The sequence below is a fragment of the Pseudomonas sp. GW821-FHT01E05 genome, from assembly GCF_059422425.1.
On the sequence record NZ_JBWKWW010000007.1, the window covers coordinates 325,482 to 349,540 of the forward strand.

Sequence of the window (24,059 nt, forward strand, 5' to 3'; positions counted from 1 at the left end):
GATTCACCATGCTCAAGTACTTCGACCCGCATATTCATATGGTCAGCCGCACCACCGATGACTACCAGAACATGGCCGCCGCCGGCATCACCGGGGTGATCGAACCGGCCTTCTGGCAGGGCCAGGCCAGGACCAGTGTCGGCAGTTTCATCGACTACTTCGACACGCTGTTGGGCTGGGAGCGCTTTCGCGCCAGCATGTTCGGCATCCATCACTTCTGCACCATCGGCCTCAACCCCAAGGAAGCCAATGACCTGTCGGTGGCCAATGAAGTGCTGGAGATTCTGCCGCGCTATCTGGTGAAAGACGGCGTGGTGGCGGTCGGCGAAATCGGCTACGACGACATTACCCCCGAGGAGGATCGCTTTCTCGCCGCGCAACTGGAGCTGGCCAAGCAATTCAATTTACCGGTGCTGGTGCACACCCCGCACCGCGACAAGATCGGTGGCACCAAACGCACCCTGGCGGTGATTCGCGAAGTGGGGATTGCCGAGCACTTGGTGATCATCGACCACCTCAACGAACTGACCCTGCCGCTGGTGCTGGACAGCAACTGCTGGCGCGGCCATTCGATCTACCCCAACACCAAGATGTCGGAACAGCGCATGGTCGCCCTGCTGCAGGAATACGGTACTGAAAAAATGGTGGTCAACAGTGCCGCCGACTGGGGCATCAGCGACCCGCTCAAAGTGCCAAAAACGGGCCAGGCGATGCTGGCGGCCGGCTTCAGCGAAAGCCAGGTCGAACAAGTGCTGTTTCATAACCCCGTGGACTTTTTCGCCCAAAGCGGCCAACTGGACAAAGCCCTGGTCAGCACCCCGCTGCCCATCGACCAGCGTCGGCAGTGGCAGGACAACTCTGCCCTGCGTGGTCAGGAACCGGTGATCAAATGAACGCCGGCACGGGTTGGGCTGCCGCGCAGGTCGGTTATTGCAGCAACGTGCACCCGACCCGTGACCTGGCCGGGCTGCGGTCATCCATCGAACAGCATTTTCAGGGCGTGCGCACCCTGCGCGGCCTGGATGAGCAAGACAGTGGGCTATGGATCAGTGCCCTCGCCGCGGCCGAATTGCAACAGCCGTCGGCTCGCGCGGACTTCCTCAGCCTGCTGCAACGCAGCGGGCTACGGCTGACTTCGCTTAACGGCTTTCCCTATGGCCAATTTCATCAGGGCGCAGTGAAAACCGAGGTTTATTTACCCAGTTGGGCCGAGCCTGAGCGGCTGGCGTACAGCCTGAATCTGGCACGGATCCTTGCCGATGCGCTGCCGCTGGACTGTCGTCAGGGCGTGATTTCCACCGTGCCGTTGGGCTATGCCACCAGCTGGAGTCCGCAGTTACAGCAGCAAGCCGAACATCTGCTGCGCCAGCTCACCGCTGCGCTGGCCAGGCTCCATCTGGAGACCGGCAAGAAGATCGTGTTCTGCCTGGAGATGGAGCCGGACTGTGTACTGGAAAACACCGACCAGGCGATCGCCTTCTTCCACCGCTACCAAGCCAGCGACCCGCACCATGACTATCTGGCGCTGTGCTTTGATGTCTGCCACCAGGCCGTGGTTTTCGAACACTGCTATCAGTCGCTGGAGAAGCTGCGTCAGGCGCGGGTGCCCGTCGGCAAGATTCAGTTGTCCAACGCGTTGATATGTCGCCTGCCCGCTGAAGACGACAACCGGCGCGAACACGTGCTCAAGACCTTGAGCGACTTCGCCGAAACCACCTACCTGCATCAAGTCAAAGCCCGCGATGCGCAGGAGCGGTTATCAGGCTGGGCCGATCTTCCCGCAGCCCTCGACGATTGTGCCAATAACCTGGAGCAGTACCCCGAGCTGCGGATTCATTTCCACATTCCGTTGTTCAGCGAACACTTGCTGCTGCCTGAGCTCAGCGGCAGTCAGATCGCCCTGTCGCAGACTTTCGACTTTCTCGCAGACCATGGGGATTTTCGTCCCGTGCTGGAAGTGGAAACCTACAGCTGGGGCGTCCTGCCCGCCACGCTTAGGCCCACTACCGAGCACGCCCAACTCCAGGGAATCGCCGCAGAACTGCACTGGGTCGAAGACCAATTGCGGCAGCGGCAGTTGCTGCAACCCCAAGCGCGGGAGGCGTACGCCGATGCCCTCTGATCACCCGCGCCAACCGCTGCTGCTGATCAACGTGGTGGGGCTGACACCGGCGCTGCTGGGGCCGGCGACACCGCACATCAATGCCCTGCTGAAAACGGCAAAAATGGCCAGCCTGCAACCGGTGTTTCCGGCCGTCACGTCAACGGTGCAGGCGTCGATTCTCACCGGCCTGTCGCCGTCGGAACACGGCATCGTCGGCAATGGCTGGTATTTTCGCGACCAGGCCGAAGTGCGTTTCTGGCTACAACCCAACGCACTGATCCAGGGAGAAAAGGTCTGGCAGGCGCTCAAGCGTGAGCTCCCCGGGTTTCGCTGCAGCCAGCTGTTCTGGTGGTACAACATGTATGCCGACGTGGACGCCGCCATCACCCCACGCCCGCACTACCCGGCCGATGGCCGCAAAATGTTCGGCTTGTATTCGGCACCGACAGCGTTGCACGAGCTTATCGAGCAGCAGATTGGCGAATTCCCCTTTCCGAGCTTCTGGGGCCCGTCGGCCGGCATTGCGTCGAGCCGCTGGATCGTCGACTGCGCCATCGCCGAGTTCCAGATCGATCGACCTGACTTGCAGTTGGTCTACCTGCCCCATCTCGACTACTGCCTGCAGCGACTGGGCCCCGATCATCCGTCGATTGCCGACGAGGTTCGGGCCATCGACAGTGAAGTGGGTCGCCTGCTGACCTTTGCCCAGGAGCAAGGCGCGGCGGTGATGGTGTTGTCCGAATACGGGATCGAAGCGGTGCAGCAGTCCGTATCGATCAACCGACTGTTGCGTGCGGAAGGCTTGTTGCAGGTCCGCCAGTCGCTGACCTGGGAGTTGCTCGACCCCGGCGCCAGCGCGGCCTTTGCCGTGGCCGATCATCAGGTCGCGCACATCTACGTGAAACAGGCGCATGACATCCCTCGGGTCAAAGCGCTGTTGCAGCGCCAGCCCGGCATCGAGCAGGTGCTGGATAAAGCCGAACAACGGGCCTGGCAACTGGATCATCCGCGCAGCGGCGAGCTGGTGACCGTGGCCACACCGGGTTACTGGTTCGATTACTACTACTGGTTCGACGATCGCAAGGCACCCGACTTTGCCCGCACTGTGGACATTCATCGCAAGCCCGGCTACGACCCGCTGGAACTGTTCATCGACCCGGCCATTCGCTTCCCGAAATTGAAAGTGGCGCGCCGCCTGCTGCAGAAAAAGCTCGGCTTTCGCTACTACATGGACCTGATTCCGCTGGACACCCGCCTGGTCCGTGGCAGCCATGGCCGCCTGCCCGACAGCGAGAAGACCGGCCCGCTGCTCATCACCAATTGCGATCTGCCGTTGCCGCAACGCCTTGCGGCCACGGCAGTGAAGCAACTGCTCCTGGAGCACTTCCTGGGGCACTCACACACCGACCCGGCCAATGCCAAGGAGCTTCCATGCGGCGAGCCATTTCTATAACAGTTCTGAGTGCCCTGGCCGGTTTGGCTCAGGCCAAGAACACCAACAACTTCGACTGCAGCAATTTCCTGCAATTTGGAGGAGACGTCGACAAGACCCGGGCCGCATTTGCGCAGAGTCCCGAGACCATGGCCTGGAACTGGTTCGTCTGCCTGAACCAGCCCGCAGCGGCGGGGAGCCCAAACCGCGAGTGGGAATCGATGAAACCTTCCGACCAGGTCTACCTGCCCAATGGCGCCAAACCCGCCCCTTATGGCACCTCCGTGCCGCCCCCGAACGCGGTGCTTACACAGGCCAAGGCGCTAGGAATGGACATGTCCCGAACCTTCCATAACCTCAAGGCCACCCAACAGGTCGATGGCTTGATTCTGCAAATGGGCGGTGCGGTGCCCACGACAGAAAAAGGCAACCCCGTGCGCTTTCAGCTGCTGATGGGCCAGGGCACGTTCGATTACATCGTGCAGAAGCAGGTCTACAACATGAACGGCCAGGCCGCCCTGACCAGCAATTTGGAGTTTCCACCCATCGCCTGGGAGTTGAAATCCTCCTGGCTGTGGATCGGCTCCGACGCGACCTACAAACAGAAACTGGAGAAAGACGGTTACTACATCGCCCAGGCCTATTACCTGCAAAACGGTATATACAAGGTCGGCTATGCCGCATTGAGCGGCTTGCACGTCGTCAATAAGCTGAACGCCAACTGGGTCTGGACCACCTTCGAAAACGTCAACAACAGCAAGTACACCGTGACCAATGCCGTACCGGCTACCCCGATGACCAACACCACAGGACCGACACCGGTTGCCAAAACGGTCAATACCAGCTTTCAGGCCGCTAATCCCGCCCTGTCGAAGTACGAACTGATCGGGGTGGAATTCCAGCCCATCACCCAGGTGCTGGCCAACTCCCAGCTGGAATCGGCCTTCCAGAACACCTCATCCTGCCTGGCCTGCCACGGCACCGCCGCCTACTCGAACCAAAAGGGTTACTTCAATTTCGCCCTGAAAGAACAGGGCGGCATTGTTTACCCCACCACCCCGCTGCCGAACTCGGCTTTCGCCGGTTACAACAAACTGGATTTTGTCTGGTCGTTGAAACACGCCCAGTGGCAACGCTAAGGAGCATGACATGAGCGTATTGAATTTCCCCCGTATCTACCTCAACGGCCATATGTTCTGGAACCCGCCAACGGCCAACAACAACGATGTGTTTCCGCTCTATGACGCGGTCAACATGGATATTAACTGGCCGTTTGTGAACTTCTACGACATCACGCGCCAGAGCGCCCCCAACAAGCTGATGCCCTGGGTCATCAGTCCCGTGAATAACGTCCCGGACTACGTGCCGATGGTGCCGACCAATGGCAGCCCGACCCCGTACATTCCCGCGGAATGGGATCTGTTTGGCGACAATGCCTGCGGCACGGTGAGCTACGAAGATATCCGCTCCGTGGTCATCGGCGGCGAGCTACAGGCCAACAACTACATCGCCCAGGATGCGCTGGTCGGCAAGAACTACCAATTGCTCGGTAACCCCTTTGGCAGCGCCAGTCCTACTGCCGCGCGCTTCGTGGACATCAGCCCGTGGCAGAACACCTTCACCGCGTTGTATTTCGACAAACTGGTGCTGGGGGATGATAAATGCGGCCTGACCCTCAATCGGCAATACCGGATGCTGGACCGATTCCTGAACTTCAATTGGGGGGCCCTCGGTGGTCTGAAGTATGTCACCACCACCTGGCAGACCTGCTTTCCTCAGGAAAACCTGGAATGGGTTATCGGCAACTCCGCGCTGTTAAGTCAGCTTCAACAGCAGATGAAGCAACAAGGGGCTCGTGGCTTGATGTTCAGGTTTTCTACCTACCTGACCTGCTATGACAAGAACGGCATTTTCAACGACTTCCCGCCGATCAATACCCACTCCACGACGCCCGCGGACATGGCCAAAGTGCAAGCGATGTATCAGAAGGGCCTGGACAACGTCTCCGATATATTTTTCAACCCCGCCTATAGCAGCACCGCGGCGACCCTGGGCCTCTGGTTTGCCGACGAATACCCCACCGCACCCGCCGGCCGGCGCCTGGTGTCCGCCAACACCGTACCTGTTATTGAGATAACCGAACCTCAGGATGTAAAAAACGTCCCGCTGGGCGTGATTTCGGCCCAGATTACCGACAACACCCTGTCGCTGGATCTGGCCAATAGTTTTCCGTTCCATCCGGTGGACGGCGCCGCTCCTATCCTGACGGCCGAAAAATTCCATGCCGGCGATTATCAATTGGGCGTACGCCAGAATGGACAATTCAACCCGGTGATCAACTTCGGCTTCGAGGATTACCGACAAGCAGCCTTCGACAAACGCTCCGGCCTCCTGGACTTCCAGCTCACCTCGGCGCAGAAGACGACACTGCAGTCAGGTCCTCTTGAACTGCAACTGCAAGGCCATGGTGTGCGAGCACCCGTGATCGCCTCCACCCAGCAGATGTGGACCGCCGAAGTGATAGAAAGCGGCAGTTTCATCGACGTGGGTGATCACAAGACGCTGCAAATCATGGTGCAAAAAGATGGCAAGCCAGCGGCCAACACCGTGCTGTGGGTGGCGGAGTATGGCAACCCCTTCACGGTGACCACCAGCAACTACTATCTGGCATTCAGTAATCCGGCCGACTTCACGCTGTTCTACGACCATCCGGCAGACCGCACATTGAACAAGCCCAATCTGCCCCAATTCAACGACATGCTCGCGATATCAAGCCACCTGTCTACCGGTAGCGGCCGTGGACTCACCGCTCTACAGGCCGTGGATGAGTCGAATGTCGAGCCTTCGGGAATACCGGTAAATTATCAGCAGTTCCTGCATGACCTGGGTAGACCGGTCGCGGTCAACTTGCGCCCTTGCCTGGTATTTGACGCAGCCATCTCCAGAACCGGGACGCTGCGCGATGCTCAGAACAGCACCGTCAATTACTCTGTTGCAAAGATCACCACCAACGCCAGCGGCATTGCCCAACTGGGCGTCAGTGCCCGAGCTCCGGGCTTTCCCACCCTGCGGTTCTTCGTGCAGGAAGACCACAACAACCCGGCCGTCCCCTTCAGCTTCAACTACACCCAGGCCTACACAGACTTCCTCGCCCCGATGCGCGTCCTGCCACTGGATCCCCAGTTGCAACAGGACTTCATCACCTACTGGAACTCCATCTGCACGCGTCAGAACGCCGCGACGCTGTTGTGGGAAAACTTCATCTACCCGCGCATCTTGCAGACCTTCTATTACCTGTACCCGATCATGAACAAGTTCATGCCGCTCAACTCCCAGGCACGAGTTGAAGGCGCCATCGACCAGCTGATTGTGCTGATCAGCAAGGAGTACCAGGAGGAAAGCACACTTGCCATGCCCATCACCCGCGACATGTCACAAAGCCGACGCGCAGTACTGGAGCTCTGGGCGCAGTCCCTGGTGAAACGCAATTTCCCGCCCGTCCCGCTCAGCATGAGCGACTACGAACAAGGCTAAAGCCACAATGCTTCAAGCAGGACCACCGGGTGACGAGCGTCACCCGGCACTTCACAGGAGTGTCATATGAAAGCCAGCATTTTGAACCGGCTGTTGCTGCTGACCCTGCTGCTCATCCCGGCTCTATTCGCCCAGGCGGACAGCGGCGCCGTCTACTTCACCATGGGGGTGCACAACACCGAGGGGTGCAACGAACAGAACGGCAACTGCATCGCCAAACGCGCACCGGGCGATCCTTCCGATCCGTTTTTTCCAGCGTTCTGGATCAGCGACTGGACCATGTACCGGGTGATGCACAACTACGAAAAAAACCCTCCGCCCTACAGCGATCCGCCCAGCACCCTTGCCCCGGCGGACTACACCGTCTCCCGGGGTACCAGCTACTACGACACCACGTATATCCCGCCGGACGGCGACGGTTTCGGCGCGATGATGGAACACTACGAGAAGTACTGTCTGCCGATCTTCCCGATCAAGAACAACAACTACACCTGTTCCTTCGTATCCCTGGGCAACAAGGCGTACTTCCTGACTTACCCGCAAGACCGCCCCAAGGACATGCCGGCCTGTTGCATGTTTTCGCCGATGAATCATCCACCGCGGCAAGACTTTATCCAGCACCTGCCCTACAGCGCCGAGCGCAGCAAAAACCTCGATGGCAGCGTGCAGGCCTACGCGCTAGATCTCGAATCACCGCAAGGTCCGATCCTGTTCGGCTACGCCTTTTACAAAAAACCCTCGGGACAACCGCCCTACCGGCATCCCCAGTCATTCTATTTCTCCGGTGACGCCAGCGTCGCCAATGCGCCCATCGTCAGCCAGAACTACACCAACTTTCGCATCGCCAAACCGGACCCGGCCAAGACCTGGGCTCAGGTAGCCGCCATGTGCCCGGCGAATCCGCCGCCCTGCCAATTGTTCGAGCCACCGGCTTCACAGAGCAACGGCCAAAAGGCGCAGTGGAACAAGCTCATGCAGCGCAAACCCTGACCAATGACGAAGGATCGCCATGAAAACTTCACTCCGTCTCACCGTGATGCTAATGGGCCTGGCCAGCCTGCCGGGCCTGGCCCGGGAACAGGCCAGGCCGTCGACGCAGACCAGCAACCTGAATTGCCAGCCCCCCAGCACTGCGCCGGCCGCCACGGCCAGTCAGGACCTGTTCGATCAATACAGCTGGCAGATGTTCATCGCCTTGAACTGGCCCGCACAGGACGGGCAGCGAGGTGATCCCGACTGCAACAAACAGCCTGGGGATCCCGGCTACACCGTCTGGCAGACCTACAAGACCGTGGAGGAAATCTTTTTGCCGAGAGGGGCCGATCCTGGCCCGTGGAATACCCAGCAAGCCGCCAAAAGCCTGGGCATCATCAACATCGCCGCGCTGAAGAACAGCTCTCAGGTGAATGCCGTCGACCAGGCCGTCGGCGGCTGGCTGATCGACCAGGCCGGTAACCCGACCTATTACGACATCTCGGCAAACGAGACCTCCTACAACTACATCGTCGCCAACAGTTTCTATAACGCTGATGTGGTTTCCAAAGCCAACAACATCAACTTCCCCTATGGGGTCATCGAGGTCAAATCGAGCTGGCGCATCCTCACCACCCGTGACAATGCCAGCCGTTATCTGACCATGCTCGCGCGCGTGGCCAAGTTCGACGACCAGGGTCAGCGCATCGGTGTCACCGAGGCCTACCTGGGTCTGGTGGGCCTGCACATCATCACCAAGGTGAACGGCTATCCGCAGTGGATCTGGTCGACTTTCGAGCAGATCGATAACGTTCCGCCCAAGGTGTTGGTGAACGGCGTGTGGGTCGACCAGCCGACATCCGGCACGGCCTACTCCTACTTCAACCCCACCGCCCCCGCCGCCAGCCTCAACCAGTCGCCGTGCGACTGGCAAACCCAGGGCGTGCATCTGGTCTGCGTGCCCAAACCCGGGACCACGTTCCAGACGCCGAACCCGTTGAACCGGTTTACCCCGATTGCCGAGGTCACCAACGGGGTCAACACCCAGTACCGCACCGACCCGGGGCTGCAAAGGAGCGTGTTGAAGTACTACCAGCTCATCACCACCCAGCGCCCGCTGATGCCGGATAACCCCAGCAATCCACTGGGCCAGCCGACACCGGCCCTCTCGGCCAACGTGACCATGGAGAGTTACATCCAGCCCAACAGCAGCTGCATGAATTGCCATTCCATGGCGACACCGGTCAAGAGCCCCTACAAGTCCGATTACTCCTACCTGTTCAAATTCGCCAATGCGCCTGTCGGCAAAACCATCAAGGACGAGGAATAAATCATGAGCATCCTGAACGGACCACGACTGAATTTCTGGGGCGGCATCCGCACGGACGTCAGCTTGCCGAACAACTCCCCCACCATTCCTTACGACGGCAATGATGAATGGCCGCTCTTCGACCTGACCACTTCGACCCTGGCGCCGGGTGCCCAGTCTTACACCGACGATCAGCTGAACAACATGATTAACGCGCCTGACGGCGACTACTACACCGCCGGCGGCTGGAATCACTACGGGCAGCATGTGGTCGACATGCAGAACGCCTTGATCAGTTCCCAGGGTAATCCTGGCAGCATCAGCACCACCGGCGACATGGTGGGCCAACCGGTCTATCTGCTCGGTTCGGTGGACCCGGTGACCGGACAAGGGCCTGTGTCCGGCCCAATGATGGTGGACCTGGACCCCACCTCCTCAACGACCACCCAGATTTTCGTCGGCGGTCTGCAAATAGGCGGTAACAGCGACATCCAATTGCTGATTCGCAGCAATACCGTGTGCAGCAGTTTCGATGTGGCCGGGCGTGTGCTGTTACCCGCGAAAATGGATGCGCCGGGCTCCTTTCACGCCAGTGGCACGTTCCAGTTGACCTTTCCCCTGAGCAGCATCGTCAGCTGGAACCAGAACAGCGCTGGCCTGCGATCGATCATCCAGGCACCAGGGGCGACAGGCATCGTCCTGCGTTTCGTCATGTTCGAAATGTGCCCCACGATGACCACCGAACAACTGGACGCCGATTACGCCGCCGGTCGATACACCCCCAATCCGAGCATCGGCCGGGTCATCGGTACGCTGGCCCCGGCTTTCGCCGACGAGCCGCTGAACTGTCAGCCAGGCCGGCAATTGGTCAACCAGAGCACGGGGAATGCCGGCTATGCCGACCTGGGCAACAACGGTTACCTGAGCATCGACATGGTGAACGTCATTCCGAAGGAAACCTTCAGGGCCGTCAGGGACGACATCACCAGCCCTATCGGGCCCAACGCGAACTACGGCCCCGTCACCATCACCGCAGGCACCACCACACTGGCCACCCTGGACCCGAGCAGCCGCTCTTTGTTCGACTACTACGTGTATGGCGGCATCGTTGACCTGCCGCTGACCTTCAACCAACTGCAGGCGGTGCAGACCGCCGCCCTGGCGATCAACGCGCCCGGCAAGGTCGCCGGGACCACGTTGCAAGCCACCGAATCGACCTATCGGATCTATGCCGACCAGCGCAACGTTTATCTGGAGGACTATCCGAATGGCCTGTCGCTCACCCTGCAGGTCAGGTATCTGGGCGGTCCGGTGCCCAGCACCACCGAAATCGACCTGCAGGCGGGTGCTCCTGCTGTGTACGTTGAACCGCAATACTGGGACTTCCTCGACTTCCCAGCCTCGTTGACCGTGAATGCCGGCCAGCTCGCCGTCAGTTTCCCCGTCACCGTCAAACCGGGCAGTGCCGGCCAGGCGGGCTTTGTCGCCCTGACCTGCACGGCCAATGGCCTTCCAAGCAGCGGCTACTTCACCAGCTTTCGCAAATACGCGCAGACCGACTTCGGCATCCCCGCGGGCACCTCCATCACCTGGCCGCTGATGTATCCGAACGTCCTGCGTTTTCACTACCTGGCCTTCCCCGCCATGTCGCGCTACATCCCGCTCAATCAGCCCGACGCGATCATGGCCGCCAAGAACCCCATCCTCGCCCGAACCTCGGATGCCTACAAAGGCACCACGCTGTTCATGCCTGTGGTGCGCTCGATGTCGCCCTGCCAGCGGGCGCTGCTCCGGGCCTATCTCACCGGTGAACCGTGGCAACCGCCGCAGTAGCTACGCCCACCCTTGTCCATGGAGAGCGACCTTATGCCCGTACCCATTCATATCCCCGCACGCCCCGGCGAAACCCTGTGCCCGAGCACCATCATCGCCGAAGGCCTGCTGAACCCTCGCGGCGTCTGTGTGCAGGCCGATGGCAGCCTGCTGCTGAGCGAAGCCGGCTCAGGCCTGCCGGACCAGACCTTCAGTGGCCGTATCAGTCGACTGCGACCGGATCCGCACAGACCCGGCGCCTACCTGCCCCGCGCAATACTGGCGCAAGGTTTTCGCTCCATGAACATGCAGGCCCGCATGCTGCGTGATGAAATCATGGGGCTGTCGGACATCGCCTGCGGTGACGGACGCTGCCTGGTCAGCCAGACCGATTACGTCGAGGGCTCCAGACTGCTGGACCTGCAATACACCCCGCCCGAGCCGGTGTTTCACAGCCGTGGCAATCTGAATGCGCTGTGTTACCACCCAACCCGCCGCAGTTGGCTGGCCGTCAAACCCGATACCAATCGGTTGGTGGAGTTCACCAGCGGCCAGGACGAACGCGTGCTGGTCCAGTTGCCTGTACTGGACCAGGGCCAGGAAGCCGTTCCCGTGACCCTGGTGTACGAGCCGGCGACAGACGCGGTGCTGATCAGCCTGTTCTCCGGAGAACTGCAAGGCGACCCGACGCGCAAGGGCATCGACTTTGCCGACAAGGCAGGCCTAGTGATTCGGGTGTCGCCGGCCAGCGGGCAGATCGACATACTGATTCGCGGCCTGCAACTGCCCACCGGACTGGCGTTGTGTCCGAAGGGGAACGTGCTGGTCCTGGAACTCTGCGACCGCTTGCAGCAACCCTTGCCGCCGGACTGGAACGGCGAACCACTCCATGGCGGCTTTAGCCGATTCACCGGTCGACTGCTGAGCTGCAACCTGCAAACAGGTCAAGTCGCCGTGCTCGCCCGCGGCCTGGATACCCCTTCCAACCTGTGCCTGTTGCAGGATGCGGTACTGGTGAGCGAAGGCATGGGATTGACCGGCCGGCCTCTGCCCACGCCAGACAACAACGTCGTCCCGTTGAGCGGCAGATTGCGTCGGGTGCAACTCTGAAAAGCACGTGCCTAGTGGCCTGTGTGGGAGAGAACCTGCTCGCAAAGACGGCGGCACATTCTAGCGCCGGCAAGACTCGCATCGCCGAACTGTGCATTTTGCGCTGCCTGGCCAGGCGCTTCGGCAATGGCTCAACTCAAAAGCTATCGCCATGTCGAGCGCCTCACCCGATTGGCCCACGGCAGAGACAAAAGCAATGTGGGCAGAATTCTTGAAATGCTTCATACCTCGAGAGCAACTAACTTGGGCTGACCGACGATATCAGGCGCAACAGGGGCAAAACTGGAGGCAGATTTATGACCCAACTGCCTGAAAAGCCTAGATAGAGCCTTGGTGAAATGTTCTTTGGCGACCCTGAGAGTCTACTTTGACGACTTTACGCGGCCAGGCAAGCGTCGTCCCATACGCTTCTCCTACAAGGCACTCCAAGCCATTATCGTTTTCGGAAAAAACCGTTGTTTTGTTATCATTTTCAAGTGATCGTTAGCGTTTTCGCGCCCCCCTGAATTATCATTTTCGCGTACTATCCCCTTCCGGTTATCATTTTTAAGCTCGCGTTAGGGGTTTCGACAATGAAGGCAGGCTTCAAGGCACTCGCCGATCGCTACGGTATCGCGCTTGCACAACCCCTACGTGTCGAATCGGTGATCGGTACGACACGGATGAGCCGCGAGAGCAACGGACATGTCGAGAACAAGTATCCCGCCAGCTACCAGCCGGTGGACAATTTCGCGGGGCATTTCGAGTTTGGGCTCAAGTACGAAGAAATTCACCTCGAGTTTTTCGCCCGTCTGTTTGCGGCTGTTGGACCAGAGCCCATCGAAGCCTGGTGCCGGCAAGCGCCCTTTGGGCAATATGCCCGCCGCACCGGATTCCTGTACGAGTGGCTAACCGGACAGCATCTGGATGTGCCAGATGTGACCAATGGCGGCTATGTCGATGCCGTTTCGTCGCAGCAGTACCTGACCCGCGTTGAGCCACTGCGGATACGGCGCTGGCGCATCAACAATAACCTGCCCGGCGTGCCGGAGTTCTGCCCCCTGGTCCGCCGTACCGATACCGTACAGCAAGCGCTGCAATTTGACCTGGATGCAGCACTGCGCGAGCTGAACCAAACCTTTGGCGCCGACATCCTGATGCGCACGGCCAGTTGGCTGACGCTCAAGGAGGCGCGTGCGAGCTTTCTGATCGAGAAAGAGGCAGACCAGGCCGACAGGATCCAGCGGTTTGCCCACGTGATCGCCAAGTACTGTGGCCATATCAAGGATCCGTTGAGCAACGATAGCCTACACACGTTGCAAGCCGGTATTTTGGGTCATGAGGCCTTCGGACTGGGCCTGCGGTACTCGCCGGTCTTCGTAGGACAGGCGACCATGCGCGAGGATATCGTGCACTACATTGCGCCGCAATTTGAGGTGCTAGCGCAACTGCTCGATGGCCTGAAAGCATTCGAGCTGGCAACACGGGGCGCCGAGCCGCTGGCTCGAGCTGCGGCCATCGCCTTCGCCTTTGTGTATATCCACCCCATGCGGGACGGCAATGGTCGGATCCATCGCTTCCTGATCAACGACACCCTGATCCGCGATAAGGCGGTACCTGATGGCGTGATCCTGCCGGTGTCGGCCACCATCACGAGCTCGATCGATTTTCGGGCGCGCTACGATCGTACGCTGGAGGTGTTTTCGCGGCCATTCATGCAACGTTACGCAGCGTCCTATCGGTTTGGCGAACTCGTCGTCTACGAGGACGGCACCCCGAGCAACCTGGTCTTCGATGACTACGACGACGCGCAATTCGCATGGCGCTATCCCGATCTGACTGAACACGTCCTGTACACGGCACAGGTCGTGGCGCATACAGTCCGTACCGAGATGGCCGATGAGGCCCGTGTGCTGGTCATTTTCCAGCGCGCCCAGGAGCGGCTCAAAGAGGTGGTAGAAATGCCGGATCAGGACGCGAACCGCATCATTCGCTCTCTCAAGGAAAATGGCTGGCAGGTATCTGGCAAATTGAAGAAAGCGTATCCGCAACTGGACGACGCTCACCGGGCGGAACGTGTTGTGGAAGCCGTGCGCTCCGCATTCGAAGAACAAGAAGTGGGGAGCGGCGAAGAGTGATCTTCAACTTCACATCTCAGTCTTTCACAACGCTTGGTTCCTAGGATCGAAAGCAGATCGAAGGTGACTTGTCCCGATTCCTCCGCGCCTCACCGAAAACTCTGCAGGCGTTCGGCCTACTCCTGGCGTTTGGCGATGTAATTTCGATACCTTTTCGACAACCTCGCTAGACATTCATACACCCCTCAGGGGAGGGGCTGGAGGGCATTATGTGTGCGGATGCGCGCCAACAAACATCAACGACATTTGCCAAGATAGTACAAGCATCTGGCGATGCAGTTGGCCCCGGTTTCCAATGGCCGCTTCAACCCAAAGCGGGCGCATCACCAAGATTTTTCGGCCTGAAACTACCGCTCTAGAGCCCAGCCAAATGTTCTTTGGCGACCCTGAGAGTCTTTGAAAATCAACCGCCAACCTCTGGCTGGAGACTGCTCGACTATGCCGAGGGTTCGGTGATGACGACACCCTGGCGATTCAACCGCTTTGCCGCGGACAAGACCCAGACAAAGAACACCGGCACCCACAAAACTCCAAGCACGGTCGCCGCCAGCATGCCACCGATGACGCCTGTGCCGATCGCCCGCTGGCTGGCAGCACCCGCACCGGTGGCGATTGCCAGGGGTACCACACCGAGAATAAAGGCCAGAGACGTCATGACGATCGGACGAAAACGCAGACGCGCGGCCTGAGCAGCCGCTTGCGCGAGGCTGGCTCCCTGAGCGTGTAGCGCCTTGGCAAACTCGACGATGAGAATCGCGTTCTTCGCCGCAAGCCCAATGATCGTAATCAACCCCACCTTGAAATAGACGTCATTGGGCATACCCATGACCGTCACCGCGGCCACCGAACCGAGCATGCCGATAGGCACGATCAACAGCACGGCAAAGGGAATGGTCCAGCTTTCATACAGCGCCACCAGTACCAGCAGCACCACAATCAACGACAACCCCACCAGCAGCGGTACCTGATCGCTGGCCTGCTGTTCCTGAAGTGACAGCCCGGCCCATTCGAGGCTGAAACCGGCCGGCAGCTGACGGGCGATTTTCTGCAGTTCTTCCATGGCTTGACCGGTGCTGTAACCCGGCGCGGCATCACCGGAAAAACGTAGCGACGCCGAGCCGTTATAGCGAGCGATCTGCAGTGGCCCGACCTGCCACTCGAAACGGCTGAAGGCGTCCAGTGGCACCAATCGGTTCTGCCGGTTGGGCACTTGCAGGCGCAGCAGCGCTTCAGGCGTCTGGCGGCTGATGCCGTCCGCCTGAACGATTACCCGCTGCATCCGCCCCTGATTGGCAAACTCATTGATTTGTTCCGAGCCCAGCGCCGAGGACAACGCTGAACTGATCACATCAAAACTCACACCGAGGGCTTCGGCTTTCTCACGGTCGATGCTGACATTGATTTGCGGCGCATCAGCCAGGCCATCCTCCATAAGGTAGTCAATCACCGGCGATGCCTTGGCCGCCTCCAGCAATTGGGTTCGAGCGTTCAATAGCGCTTCGTGCCCCTGCCCCGCCAGATCCTGCAACCGTAACTCGAAACCATTTGAGGTGCCGAGGCCTTCCACCGGTGGAGGCACCACGCTGAACAGCGTGCCATCGACGGCATTTTCAAAGGCCTCATTCGCGCGCCGGGCCACCGCATCGCTGGCCTGCCCGTTTCCACGAACCGACCAGTCCTTGAGGCTGACAAACGACAATGCAGCGTTGGCCCCGACCCCGGAGAAACTGAACCCCATGATCGCCAGCACCTGGTCCGTGGCAGGTTGCGCCAGGGCATAGTGCTCCCACGCTTGCACCGTCACGTCGGTGCGCGAGGCTGAAGCCGCGGGTGGCAGCTGGATATCCGTGATGATGTAGCCCTGATTCTCGGACGGCATGAATGAGGACGGCAATCGGTGATAGGCGAATGCGAGTACCAATAGCAACATCAAGTACAGGCACATGCTGCGGGTGCTGCGCCGGACCCAACTCGAACTGAGCCGTTCGTAACGCTGGGCCAAGGCATCGAAGCGTCGATTGAAGGCATTCGCCCAGCGGTTGGGGCGGGCCTGATGCGTCGGATCGAAGGGTTTGAGCAACGTGGCACACAGGGCCGGCGTCAGGGTCAGTGCGAGGAACCCGGAAAACAGAATCGACACCGACAGCGCCATGGAAAACTGCTGGTAGATCACCCCCACCGAACCGCCCATGAAGGCCAACGGCAGGAACACCGCCGCAAGCACCAGAGTAATGCCGACAATCGCCCCACTGATCTGCTGCATCGCCTTGCGGGTCGCGTCTTTGGGCGACAGCCGCTCTTGAGTGATCAAGCGCTCGACGTTTTCCACTACAACGATGGCGTCGTCCACCAGAATACCGATGGCCAGCACCATGCCGAACAGGGTCATCATGTTGATCGAAAAACCCAGCGGGGCCATCACCGCGAGTGTACCCAACAGGCAGACCGGCACCACGATCGCCGGGATCAACGCGTAACGCAGGCTCTGCAAGAACAACAGCATCACCAGGAACACCAGCACCATGGCTTCGATCAACGTGTAGATGACTTGCTTGATCGCCACGTCGACAAAGTACGAGGTGTCGTAGGGCACACTCAATGTCATGTTCGCCGGCAAGGTGCTCGACAGTTGCTCGAGCCGCGCCTTGATCGCGGCCGCTGTTTGCAGCGCGTTGGCGCCCGGTGCCAATTGCACCGACATGGCCGCCGCGGGTTTACCGTTGAGGCGAGCGTCGAAGCGGTAGTCCTGACGCCCCAGTTCGACCCGCGCCACATCGTGGATCCTGACGCTGGAGCCGTCGTCATTGGCCCGCAGCACGATGTTGCCGAACGCCTCCACCGATTCGAGCTGCCCCTGCACCATCACGGTGGCGGTAATGTGCTGGTCGGCAGGCCCCGGACGTTCGCCCATGCTGCCGGCAGGCACTTGCACGTTTTGCGCGGCAATGGCTTTGCTCACGTCAGCCATCGACAGGTTGTAACCGACCAGCCGGGTGGGATCGACCCAGATGCGCATGGCGCGCTCGGCGGTGTACATCTGCACCCGCCCGACCCCGGCCACGCGGCGAATCTCGTTGTTGATGCCCCGTGCGGCGTAATCCGCCAACCCGATAGAATCCTGCTGCCCATCGGTGTAAGACAAGGCGTAGATCATCAGGAAGTTGGCGCGCACCTGTTCCACTTTCAGGCCTTGCTCGATCACGGCTTGAGGCAGCCGCCCAATCACCCGTTGCAAGCGGTTCTGGACATCGATCTGCGCCATGTCGGGATCGGTTCCCGGCTTGAAGGTGATGGTGGTTTCGGCGCTGCCGTTGGCGCTATTGGACTCGTAGTACAGCAAGTCTTTCAGCCCGTTGAGTTCCTCCTCGATCAGACTGGTGATGTTCTGATTGATGATCTGCGCCGAGGCGCCGGGGTAGCTGGCGCTGACACTGATTTGCGGTGGGGCCACGTCCGGGTATTGGCTGACCGGCAAGGTGCCCAGTGTCAGCACTCCCACCAGCGCAATGAACAACGCGATGACCCAGGCGAAATTCGGACGATTAATGAAAAAATCGGGCATTGGTAAAATCCTGGCTAACAGCCGTGGAAGAATGCGTCAGACCGTCAGTTTCGGGCCTGCTGCTCAGCCAGGGTAACGACGGTGACCGGCGTGCCGGCACTCAGTTTATCGGCCCGCTCAATGACCACCTGCTCGCCGGCCGACAACCCTTGAGTGATTTGCCAATCGGAGCCAAGCATCGCGCCAGTGCTGATAATGCGCTCGCGCACCACCCCCTCGGCGTCCACCAACATCAAACGGGCCTGACCGTCAGGGCCCCGCTGCACTGCTTTTTGCGGCACAAATAGCGCATGAGGATCGACCCCCGCCGGCGCCACTACACGCACATACATCCCCGGCAGCAGCAGGTTGTCAGGGTTAGGAAACTCGCCGCGCAAGGTGACCTGCCCGGTGCTTCGATCCACGGAGATATCGGAGAACATCAACTTGCCTTGTCGGGTTTGTGCCGGACTGCCGATCTGCACCGTGACCTTGGCCGCGCCTGCGCCGGTGAGGGTCAGGCGACCACTGGCCACGGCTTGCTGCAAGGCCACGACCTGATCGACGGACTGGGTAAAGTCGGCGTAAATCGGGTCCAGTTGCTGAATCCTCGCCATCTGCGTAGCTTCATCCTGGCCGACCAGTGCACCCTCGCTGACCAGGGCACGGCCGATGCGGCCACTGATCGGTGCACGCACCTGACAGTAACCGAGGTTGAGTCTGGCAGTGGCCACATCAGCCTGAGCGGCCAGGCGATTGGCCTGGGCACTCTTGAGATCAGAGACCGCGTCGTCAAATGCCTGCGGGCTGACAGCGTTGACTTCCACCAGCTGTTTGTAACGCTGGACATGAGCATTGGCGCGATAGACATCCGCCTCGGCTTTGGCCAAGTCGCCTTCGACCCGCATCAAGGCGGCCTTGAGCGGCGCCGGGTCGATGCTGAAGAGCAGTTGGCCCGCCTTGACGTCACTGCCCTCCTGAAAATGACGGGTCAACACAACACCGGCAATTCGCGCGCGCACCTCGGCGATGCGCACCGGTTCGATTCGGCCCGGCAGGTCGGAGGTCATGGCAAACGGTCGGGGTTGCACGGTGAGCGTCTTCACCTGAGGCGCTGACGCAGTGTGTTCAGAGGGCTGATCCTGAGCACCGCAGCCGCTTAATCCCAACACCGCCATCAACACCCAAGCGGGTTTCATCGTCGCTAAAGCCTTGCGCATTGTCAGTCCCTGTGCAAAAAAGAGCGGGCTTGCCGGCCCATCTCGGCAAGCCCTGTGCATCGGCAGATCATTAACCCGTGCAGCGCTCATTGATCGAGCTCGCTGCCTGGAACAGGATTTGCGCGACGAAATCGATTTCCTGTTCGGTAATGATCAGCGGCGGCAAGAAGCGCACGGTCGCACCATGGCGTCCGCCCAGCTCGACAATCAGACCGTACTTCAGGCAAGCCTGCTGAAAGGCCTTGGCCCGGACCGCGTCCACTGGCGGATGCCCCTGTACGTCGAGGGCGCCTTGCGGGTCGACGATTTCCATACCGAGCATCAGGCCGCGACCACGTACATCGCCCACCCAGGCGAACTCGCTTTGCAGCATCCGCAACTGCTTGCGCAGATGCGCGCCCGCGGTTTCGGCGTGTGCCACCAAGCCTTCATCGCGGATGAAGCGCAAGGTCGCGGTACCGGCGGCCATTGCCAGTTGGTTGCCACGGAACGTACCTGCGTGGGCACCCGGCTGCCAGACATCCAGCGAATCGTTGTAGACCATGACCGACAGCGGCAGACCGCCACCGATGGCTTTGGACAAGGTGATGACGTCAGGTGTGATACCGGACTGCTCGAAGCCGAACATCCGGCCGCTGCGGGCGATGCCGCACTGAATCTCGTCGACGATCAGCGGAATGCCGTGAGCCTGGGTCAACCGGCGAAGCTCCTGAAGCCAGCGGTCCGGCGCGGCAATCACCCCGCCCTCGCCCTGGATCGGTTCCAGAATCATTGCCGCCGGTGCAGTAACACCGCTTTCCGGGTCGTTGAGCAAATGCTCGAGGTAACGCAGGTTCAGGGTGACCGCTTGATCGCCGGCCACACCGAACGGGCAACGGTAATCGTGGGGGAAAGGCAAGCGTTGCACGCCTGGCATCAAGGCACCGAGGGCATTTTTCGGCGACAGGTTACCGCTGATGGCCAGCGTCCCCAGGGTCATGCCGTGGTAAGCCCCTTCAAACGCCAGGATCGAGTGCCGCCCCGTGGCGGTGCGGGTCAGTTTGAGCGCCGCTTCAACCGCATCGGCCCCGCTGGGGCCGCAAAACTGGATGCGCGCATTGCGAGCGAATTCTGTGGGCAGACAGCCAAAAATTTCTTGTACGAATGCATCCTTCACCGGCGTCATGAGGTCCAGGGTGTGCATCGGTACACCAGCGGCCATGACCTGGGTGATGGCTTCGATAATCACCGGGTGGTTGTGGCCCAGCGCCAGGGTGCCGGCACCGGCCAGGCAATCAACGAACACTTGTCCACGACTGTCCTGCACGTAAATGCCATGGGCTCGTTCGAGCACCAGTGGAATGCGCCGAGGGTAACTGCGGGCGTTGGATTCCTGCTGTTGCTGGCGTTCGAGCAGCGGTGTCGGATCCAGGCAGTAAGGACGCGACAAACCGGTATGCAACAGATGTAGCTGTTGCGCGCCACCCGCCGTGACATTCGAAAAAGCATTCATGATTTCCTCCATGGAGGCTGGGTTTGGAAGGGAACGGGGCTGCCTGAAAACGAGCGTCGCAGGCAGCAACAACCTTGAAACCGAGCGCGGGGAGACTGCCTCCTCGCGCAGATGGGTTTACATGTCGTAACGCAGAACCACACCCACCGTGCGCGGTGCGCCGACGTCGATGATGTCACCGCTGCGGTTGTTGGTGACGTATTCCTTGTTGAAGGCGTTTTTCATGAACCCGGACACTGCAACATTCTGGGTGACTTTGTACTCGGTGTTGAAGTTGGCCAGCCAGTAGTTGTCGCTCTTGCGCACACCGGTGACCTTGCCGCTCGAATCAAACTCGTATTCCGACGGGGTGGTGCTCTGGTAGGTGACGTCGGTGGCGAATGTCAGGCGGTCGTCGAAGCGATAGACGCCGCCCACCGACATCTTGTATTTGGGCGAAAAAAGGAACGATTGGCCGCTCCTGTCCTTGCCGTCATCCGCGACGAAGTCCTTGTACTTGCCATCGGTGACGGCGCCACCGACGGTCAGTGTCAGCTGTTCGGTGATGTCTTTTTCAACGAAGACTTCCAGGCCCTTGATGTCACTGCGACCGGCGTTGAAGATGTGAACGAACTGAGTGTCCGGGTCCAGCACACTGACCTGCTGATTTTTCCAGTCGGTGTAGTACAGGTTGGCGCGGGTACGCAGGGTCTTGTCGAAGAACGAGCCGCGGTAGGACAGCTCGTAGTTGGTGGTGTATTCCGGATCGTAGGCCGCGTGACCGCCACCGGCGCGTACGTTGACGCCACCGCCGCGATAGCCTTTCTGCACCATGAAGCCGACGAACTGATCCGTGGCCAGTTCATAGTTGATGCCGACTTTCGGCAGCGCGGCGTTGAACGACTTGCTGACTTTGCCGGCGCTGGAGAAGTCATCCTGGTCGATGTCGGTGTCGTTCTGCTCGTGGTCGAAGCGCAGGCCGGTGATCAGGGTCCAGCGCGGGGCGAACGTCCAGTTGATCTCACCGAACAACGCCTGGTTTTCAATGCGCGTGTCACCCTTGGTGGCGCCGGCCAGTTCGTTGTCGAACAACAACTTGTCGTGGAAGTTGTTGGTGGTGTGGCCGTAGTAGGCACCGACGAAACTGCGAACAGTGTCGGACTGGTAGCCCAGGCGCAGCTCCTGACTAAACATGTCACCGTTCTGCTTGCGCAGAATGACGTCATTGACCTCGGCGGTCTGGTCGAAGTCCAGCCGGGCGCTATAGTCGGAGCGCGTGTTGGCGGTCAGGCTGGTCAGCGTCCAGGCATCGTTCAGGCGGTAATCGATCTTCGCGCTGAGGGTGTCCTGCTTGACGTTATCGAACGCCTGCGTATTGGAGGACAGCTCGTAATAACGGACCCGGTTGTTGACCCGCATCACCGAGTTGTCGCCCTGGCGGTTTTCGCTGTGGGCATAGGTCAACAGTACATCGACATCGTCGTTGGGCAGAATCAGCAACTTGCCGCGAGCGTTGCTGGTGCGTCGCGGGTTCGCGTCGTCATTCAGCGTGACGTTACGGATATAGCCGTCGCCGTCCTGATAATCCACGGCAATGCGCCCGGCAATCTTGTCGTCGACGATCGAACCGCCACCGGCTACGGCCGCTCCGCGCTCACCATAGTTCCCCACATTGGTCTGCGCCGAGAAGGTCGGCTGGAAGGTTGGATTTTTGGTCTGGATGACCACCGCACCGGCCAGGGAGTTACGGCCTTGCGTCGAGGATTGCGGACCGAGAAACACTTCGACCTGCTCCGCATCCCAGAGCGGGATCGGGCTGAGGGTCAACGCGCGGTTCGGCTGCTGGGCGCCGTCGATGAACACCGATACCGCACCGTTGAGCGTGGCCGGGCCCTGGTCGTCGAAACCGGACACCGGCACACCGCGAATACCCCAGTTTTCGTTACCGGCCTGGTTGTACACACCCGGCGTACGGGCAAACACATCCACCAGATCCTTGTCAGCATGTTCACGCAGCTGTTCGCCAGTAACTACTACGACGCTGGACTGGGTTTGCTCAAGGGTGCGGTTGATTTTTTCACCCGTCACCGTGATCGGAGCGATCTCCATTGTGTTCGACTGTTCAGTCGCCCATGCGCTGCTAGCCAGGCACACCGCCGACCCTACAGCCAACGCAATTGTATTCTTTTTGAAATTCACGCCCCGCTCCCATGCAACAGATATTTGTGTTTTTTTCTTACGTCAAGAACGCTGTTTTTCTACAGAGGGCGGCAGTCTAGATCAAAAAAAAACTTAAAGGAATAGCATTGATAATCTCTCTCATTTGTATTTAATATGCCGCCGCATATCAGAACGAATACATTTCAGTCGGACTTTGTCCTGGCAACCTTGCCCCGATTTTCAGGTTTGCCAACGTCATTCCGACTGACCGAGAAAGATAAAAGGATGCGTAAGGATGACTTCAATCGAACACCTGAGCGGGCGTTCCGAACCCTTATCCAATGCTCCAATGGATGGCCGCGAGCCAACGTTGCCCGTGCTGGTACTGGCGAAACCGGGACAGTCGATTCATGACCTCGACGCGTCGATCCGCGACACGTTGCCCCATATCCTGACCACCGTTGGCGGGGTGCTGTTTCGAGGCTTTACCGTCGCCACGCCCATCGACTTCAAGCGCTTTGCCGCCAGTTTCGGCGCACCGCTGGCCAGTTACGAGTTCGGTTCCACGCCGCGCAGCAAAGTGTTTGCCGGGGTCTATAGCTCCACCGAATACCCGGCCCATCAATTCATTCCCCTGCACAACGAGCAGGCCTACACCCGGCCATGGCCTTCGCGCATCTGGTTCCACTGCATCAAGGCCAGTGAAAGCGGTGGCGAAACGCCGATTGCCGACAGCCGCCTGATTTACCAGCGCATGCCCGCTGACATCCGTGAACTGTTTGCCGGTCGCGAGCTGCTCTACGTGCGCAACTACAGCGGTGCGCTGGATCTGCCGTGGCAGAAGGTGTTCAACACCGAGGACCGTGCCCAGGTTGAGCGCTATTGCCAGGACAACGACATCGAGTGGGAATGGAAAGCCGACGGCGACCTGCGCACCCGCCAGCGTTGTGCCGCCGTGCTGCAGCATCCCGATACCGGTGAGTGGGTCTGGTTCAATCAGGCACACCTGTTTCACGTGTCGGCCATCGAGCCGGGCGTGCGCGCCAGCCTGCTGGCCGCGGTGGGTGAAGAGAACCTGCCCCGCCACGTTTACTTCGGCGATGGCTCGGCCATTCCCGACGTGGTGCTCGATTCCGTGCGCGAGGTCTATCGCCAGACCGCCATCAGTTTCCCCTGGCAGCCCGGCGACATCCTTATGCTCGACAATCGACTGGTCGCACACGGCCGCAATCCTTACACCGGTGACCGCAAAGTCATCGTTGCCATGGCGTGAATCC

At 59.9% G+C, this 24,059-nt stretch carries 15 protein-coding genes; 11 read left to right on the forward strand and 4 right to left on the reverse strand.

What is annotated here, in order from left to right:
• Nucleotides 1-8 precede the first annotated feature (8 nt).
• The 10 genes from AC07W5_RS18060 to AC07W5_RS18105 all read left to right on the forward strand — a co-directional run bounded on the left by AC07W5_RS18060 (nucleotide 9) and on the right by AC07W5_RS18105 (nucleotide 14,390).
• A complete protein-coding gene (locus AC07W5_RS18060) occupies nucleotides 9-893 on the forward strand; it encodes a TatD family hydrolase (protein ID WP_495010840.1) in 885 nt (294 codons plus the stop codon).
• A complete protein-coding gene (gene eboE / locus AC07W5_RS18065) occupies nucleotides 890-2,122 on the forward strand; it encodes a metabolite traffic protein EboE (RefSeq protein WP_495023987.1) in 1,233 nt (410 codons plus the stop codon). The genes AC07W5_RS18060 and eboE overlap by 4 nt, the downstream gene beginning before the upstream one ends.
• Nucleotides 2,112-3,557: an alkaline phosphatase family protein gene (locus AC07W5_RS18070; RefSeq protein WP_495023988.1), complete on the forward strand. Its 1,446-nt coding sequence runs from the start codon at nucleotides 2,112-2,114 to the stop codon at nucleotides 3,555-3,557. Before eboE ends, AC07W5_RS18070 begins: the two co-directional genes overlap by 11 nt.
• Nucleotides 3,536-4,675 (forward strand): hypothetical protein, encoded by a 1,140-nt coding sequence (locus AC07W5_RS18075; protein WP_495023989.1) that lies wholly within the window; start codon nucleotides 3,536-3,538, stop codon nucleotides 4,673-4,675. Before AC07W5_RS18070 ends, AC07W5_RS18075 begins: the two co-directional genes overlap by 22 nt.
• 10 nt (nucleotides 4,676-4,685) lie before the next feature.
• A complete protein-coding gene (locus AC07W5_RS18080) occupies nucleotides 4,686-7,070 on the forward strand; it encodes a hypothetical protein (RefSeq protein WP_495023990.1) in 2,385 nt (794 codons plus the stop codon).
• Nucleotides 7,071-7,136: 66 nt separating this feature from the next.
• Nucleotides 7,137-8,060 carry a hypothetical protein gene (locus AC07W5_RS18085; RefSeq protein WP_495023991.1) on the forward strand — a complete coding sequence of 308 codons (924 nt, stop codon included), beginning with the start codon at nucleotides 7,137-7,139 and terminating at the stop codon, nucleotides 8,058-8,060.
• Between the two features lie 19 nt (nucleotides 8,061-8,079).
• Nucleotides 8,080-9,372: a hypothetical protein gene (locus AC07W5_RS18090; RefSeq protein WP_495023992.1), complete on the forward strand. Its 1,293-nt coding sequence runs from the start codon at nucleotides 8,080-8,082 to the stop codon at nucleotides 9,370-9,372.
• Between the two features lie 3 nt (nucleotides 9,373-9,375).
• Complete coding sequence (locus AC07W5_RS18095) at nucleotides 9,376-11,184, forward strand: hypothetical protein (protein WP_495023993.1); 1,809 nt, start codon at nucleotides 9,376-9,378, stop codon at nucleotides 11,182-11,184.
• A gap of 33 nt (nucleotides 11,185-11,217) precedes the next feature.
• Nucleotides 11,218-12,273, forward strand: a complete 1,056-nt coding sequence (locus AC07W5_RS18100) for a hypothetical protein (protein WP_495023994.1) — start codon at nucleotides 11,218-11,220, stop codon at nucleotides 12,271-12,273.
• A 572-nt stretch (nucleotides 12,274-12,845) separates the two neighbouring features.
• Nucleotides 12,846-14,390 (forward strand): Fic family protein, encoded by a 1,545-nt coding sequence (locus AC07W5_RS18105; protein ID WP_495023995.1) that lies wholly within the window; start codon nucleotides 12,846-12,848, stop codon nucleotides 14,388-14,390.
• Between the two features lie 436 nt (nucleotides 14,391-14,826).
• On the opposite strand, the gene AC07W5_RS18110 is transcribed toward AC07W5_RS18105, so the two are convergent.
• From AC07W5_RS18110 to AC07W5_RS18125, 4 genes are all read right to left on the reverse strand, one after another.
• Nucleotides 14,827-17,952: a multidrug efflux RND transporter permease subunit gene (locus tag AC07W5_RS18110; protein WP_495023996.1), complete on the reverse strand. Its 3,126-nt coding sequence runs from the start codon at nucleotides 17,950-17,952 to the stop codon at nucleotides 14,827-14,829.
• A gap of 44 nt (nucleotides 17,953-17,996) precedes the next feature.
• Nucleotides 17,997-19,151: an efflux RND transporter periplasmic adaptor subunit gene (locus AC07W5_RS18115; protein WP_495010851.1), complete on the reverse strand. Its 1,155-nt coding sequence runs from the start codon at nucleotides 19,149-19,151 to the stop codon at nucleotides 17,997-17,999.
• Nucleotides 19,152-19,221: 70 nt separating this feature from the next.
• A complete protein-coding gene (locus AC07W5_RS18120) occupies nucleotides 19,222-20,643 on the reverse strand; it encodes a diaminobutyrate--2-oxoglutarate transaminase (RefSeq protein ID WP_495023997.1) in 1,422 nt (473 codons plus the stop codon).
• Between the two features lie 117 nt (nucleotides 20,644-20,760).
• Nucleotides 20,761-22,821, reverse strand: a complete 2,061-nt coding sequence (locus tag AC07W5_RS18125) for a TonB-dependent receptor (RefSeq protein ID WP_494994870.1) — start codon at nucleotides 22,819-22,821, stop codon at nucleotides 20,761-20,763.
• A gap of 256 nt (nucleotides 22,822-23,077) precedes the next feature.
• On the opposite strand from AC07W5_RS18125, the gene AC07W5_RS18130 reads away from it, so the two are divergent.
• Nucleotides 23,078-24,055, forward strand: a complete 978-nt coding sequence (locus tag AC07W5_RS18130; RefSeq protein WP_495023998.1) for a TauD/TfdA family dioxygenase — start codon at nucleotides 23,078-23,080, stop codon at nucleotides 24,053-24,055.
• Nucleotides 24,056-24,059 lie beyond the last annotated feature (4 nt).

Excerpts from the sequence above, each read along its gene's own strand:
- AC07W5_RS18080 (WP_495023990.1), top strand. The coding sequence starts at position 4,686 with ATGAGCGTATTGAATTTCCCCCGTATCTACCTCAACGGCCATATGTTC.
- AC07W5_RS18070 (WP_495023988.1), top strand. The coding sequence starts at position 2,112 with ATGCCCTCTGATCACCCGCGCCAACCGCTGCTGCTGATCAACGTGGTG.
- AC07W5_RS18060 (WP_495010840.1), top strand. The coding sequence starts at position 9 with ATGCTCAAGTACTTCGACCCGCATATTCATATGGTCAGCCGCACCACC.
- AC07W5_RS18075 (WP_495023989.1), top strand. The coding sequence starts at position 3,536 with ATGCGGCGAGCCATTTCTATAACAGTTCTGAGTGCCCTGGCCGGTTTG.
- eboE (WP_495023987.1), top strand. The coding sequence starts at position 890 with ATGAACGCCGGCACGGGTTGGGCTGCCGCGCAGGTCGGTTATTGCAGC.
- AC07W5_RS18110 (WP_495023996.1), bottom strand. The coding sequence starts at position 17,952 with ATGCCCGATTTTTTCATTAATCGTCCGAATTTCGCCTGGGTCATCGCG.
- AC07W5_RS18120 (WP_495023997.1), bottom strand. The coding sequence starts at position 20,643 with ATGAATGCTTTTTCGAATGTCACGGCGGGTGGCGCGCAACAGCTACAT.
- AC07W5_RS18085 (WP_495023991.1), top strand. The coding sequence starts at position 7,137 with ATGAAAGCCAGCATTTTGAACCGGCTGTTGCTGCTGACCCTGCTGCTC.
- AC07W5_RS18100 (WP_495023994.1), top strand. The coding sequence starts at position 11,218 with ATGCCCGTACCCATTCATATCCCCGCACGCCCCGGCGAAACCCTGTGC.
- AC07W5_RS18130 (WP_495023998.1), top strand. The coding sequence starts at position 23,078 with ATGACTTCAATCGAACACCTGAGCGGGCGTTCCGAACCCTTATCCAAT.
- AC07W5_RS18115 (WP_495010851.1), bottom strand. The coding sequence starts at position 19,151 with ATGCGCAAGGCTTTAGCGACGATGAAACCCGCTTGGGTGTTGATGGCG.
- AC07W5_RS18095 (WP_495023993.1), top strand. The coding sequence starts at position 9,376 with ATGAGCATCCTGAACGGACCACGACTGAATTTCTGGGGCGGCATCCGC.
- AC07W5_RS18090 (WP_495023992.1), top strand. The coding sequence starts at position 8,080 with ATGAAAACTTCACTCCGTCTCACCGTGATGCTAATGGGCCTGGCCAGC.
- AC07W5_RS18105 (WP_495023995.1), top strand. The coding sequence starts at position 12,846 with ATGAAGGCAGGCTTCAAGGCACTCGCCGATCGCTACGGTATCGCGCTT.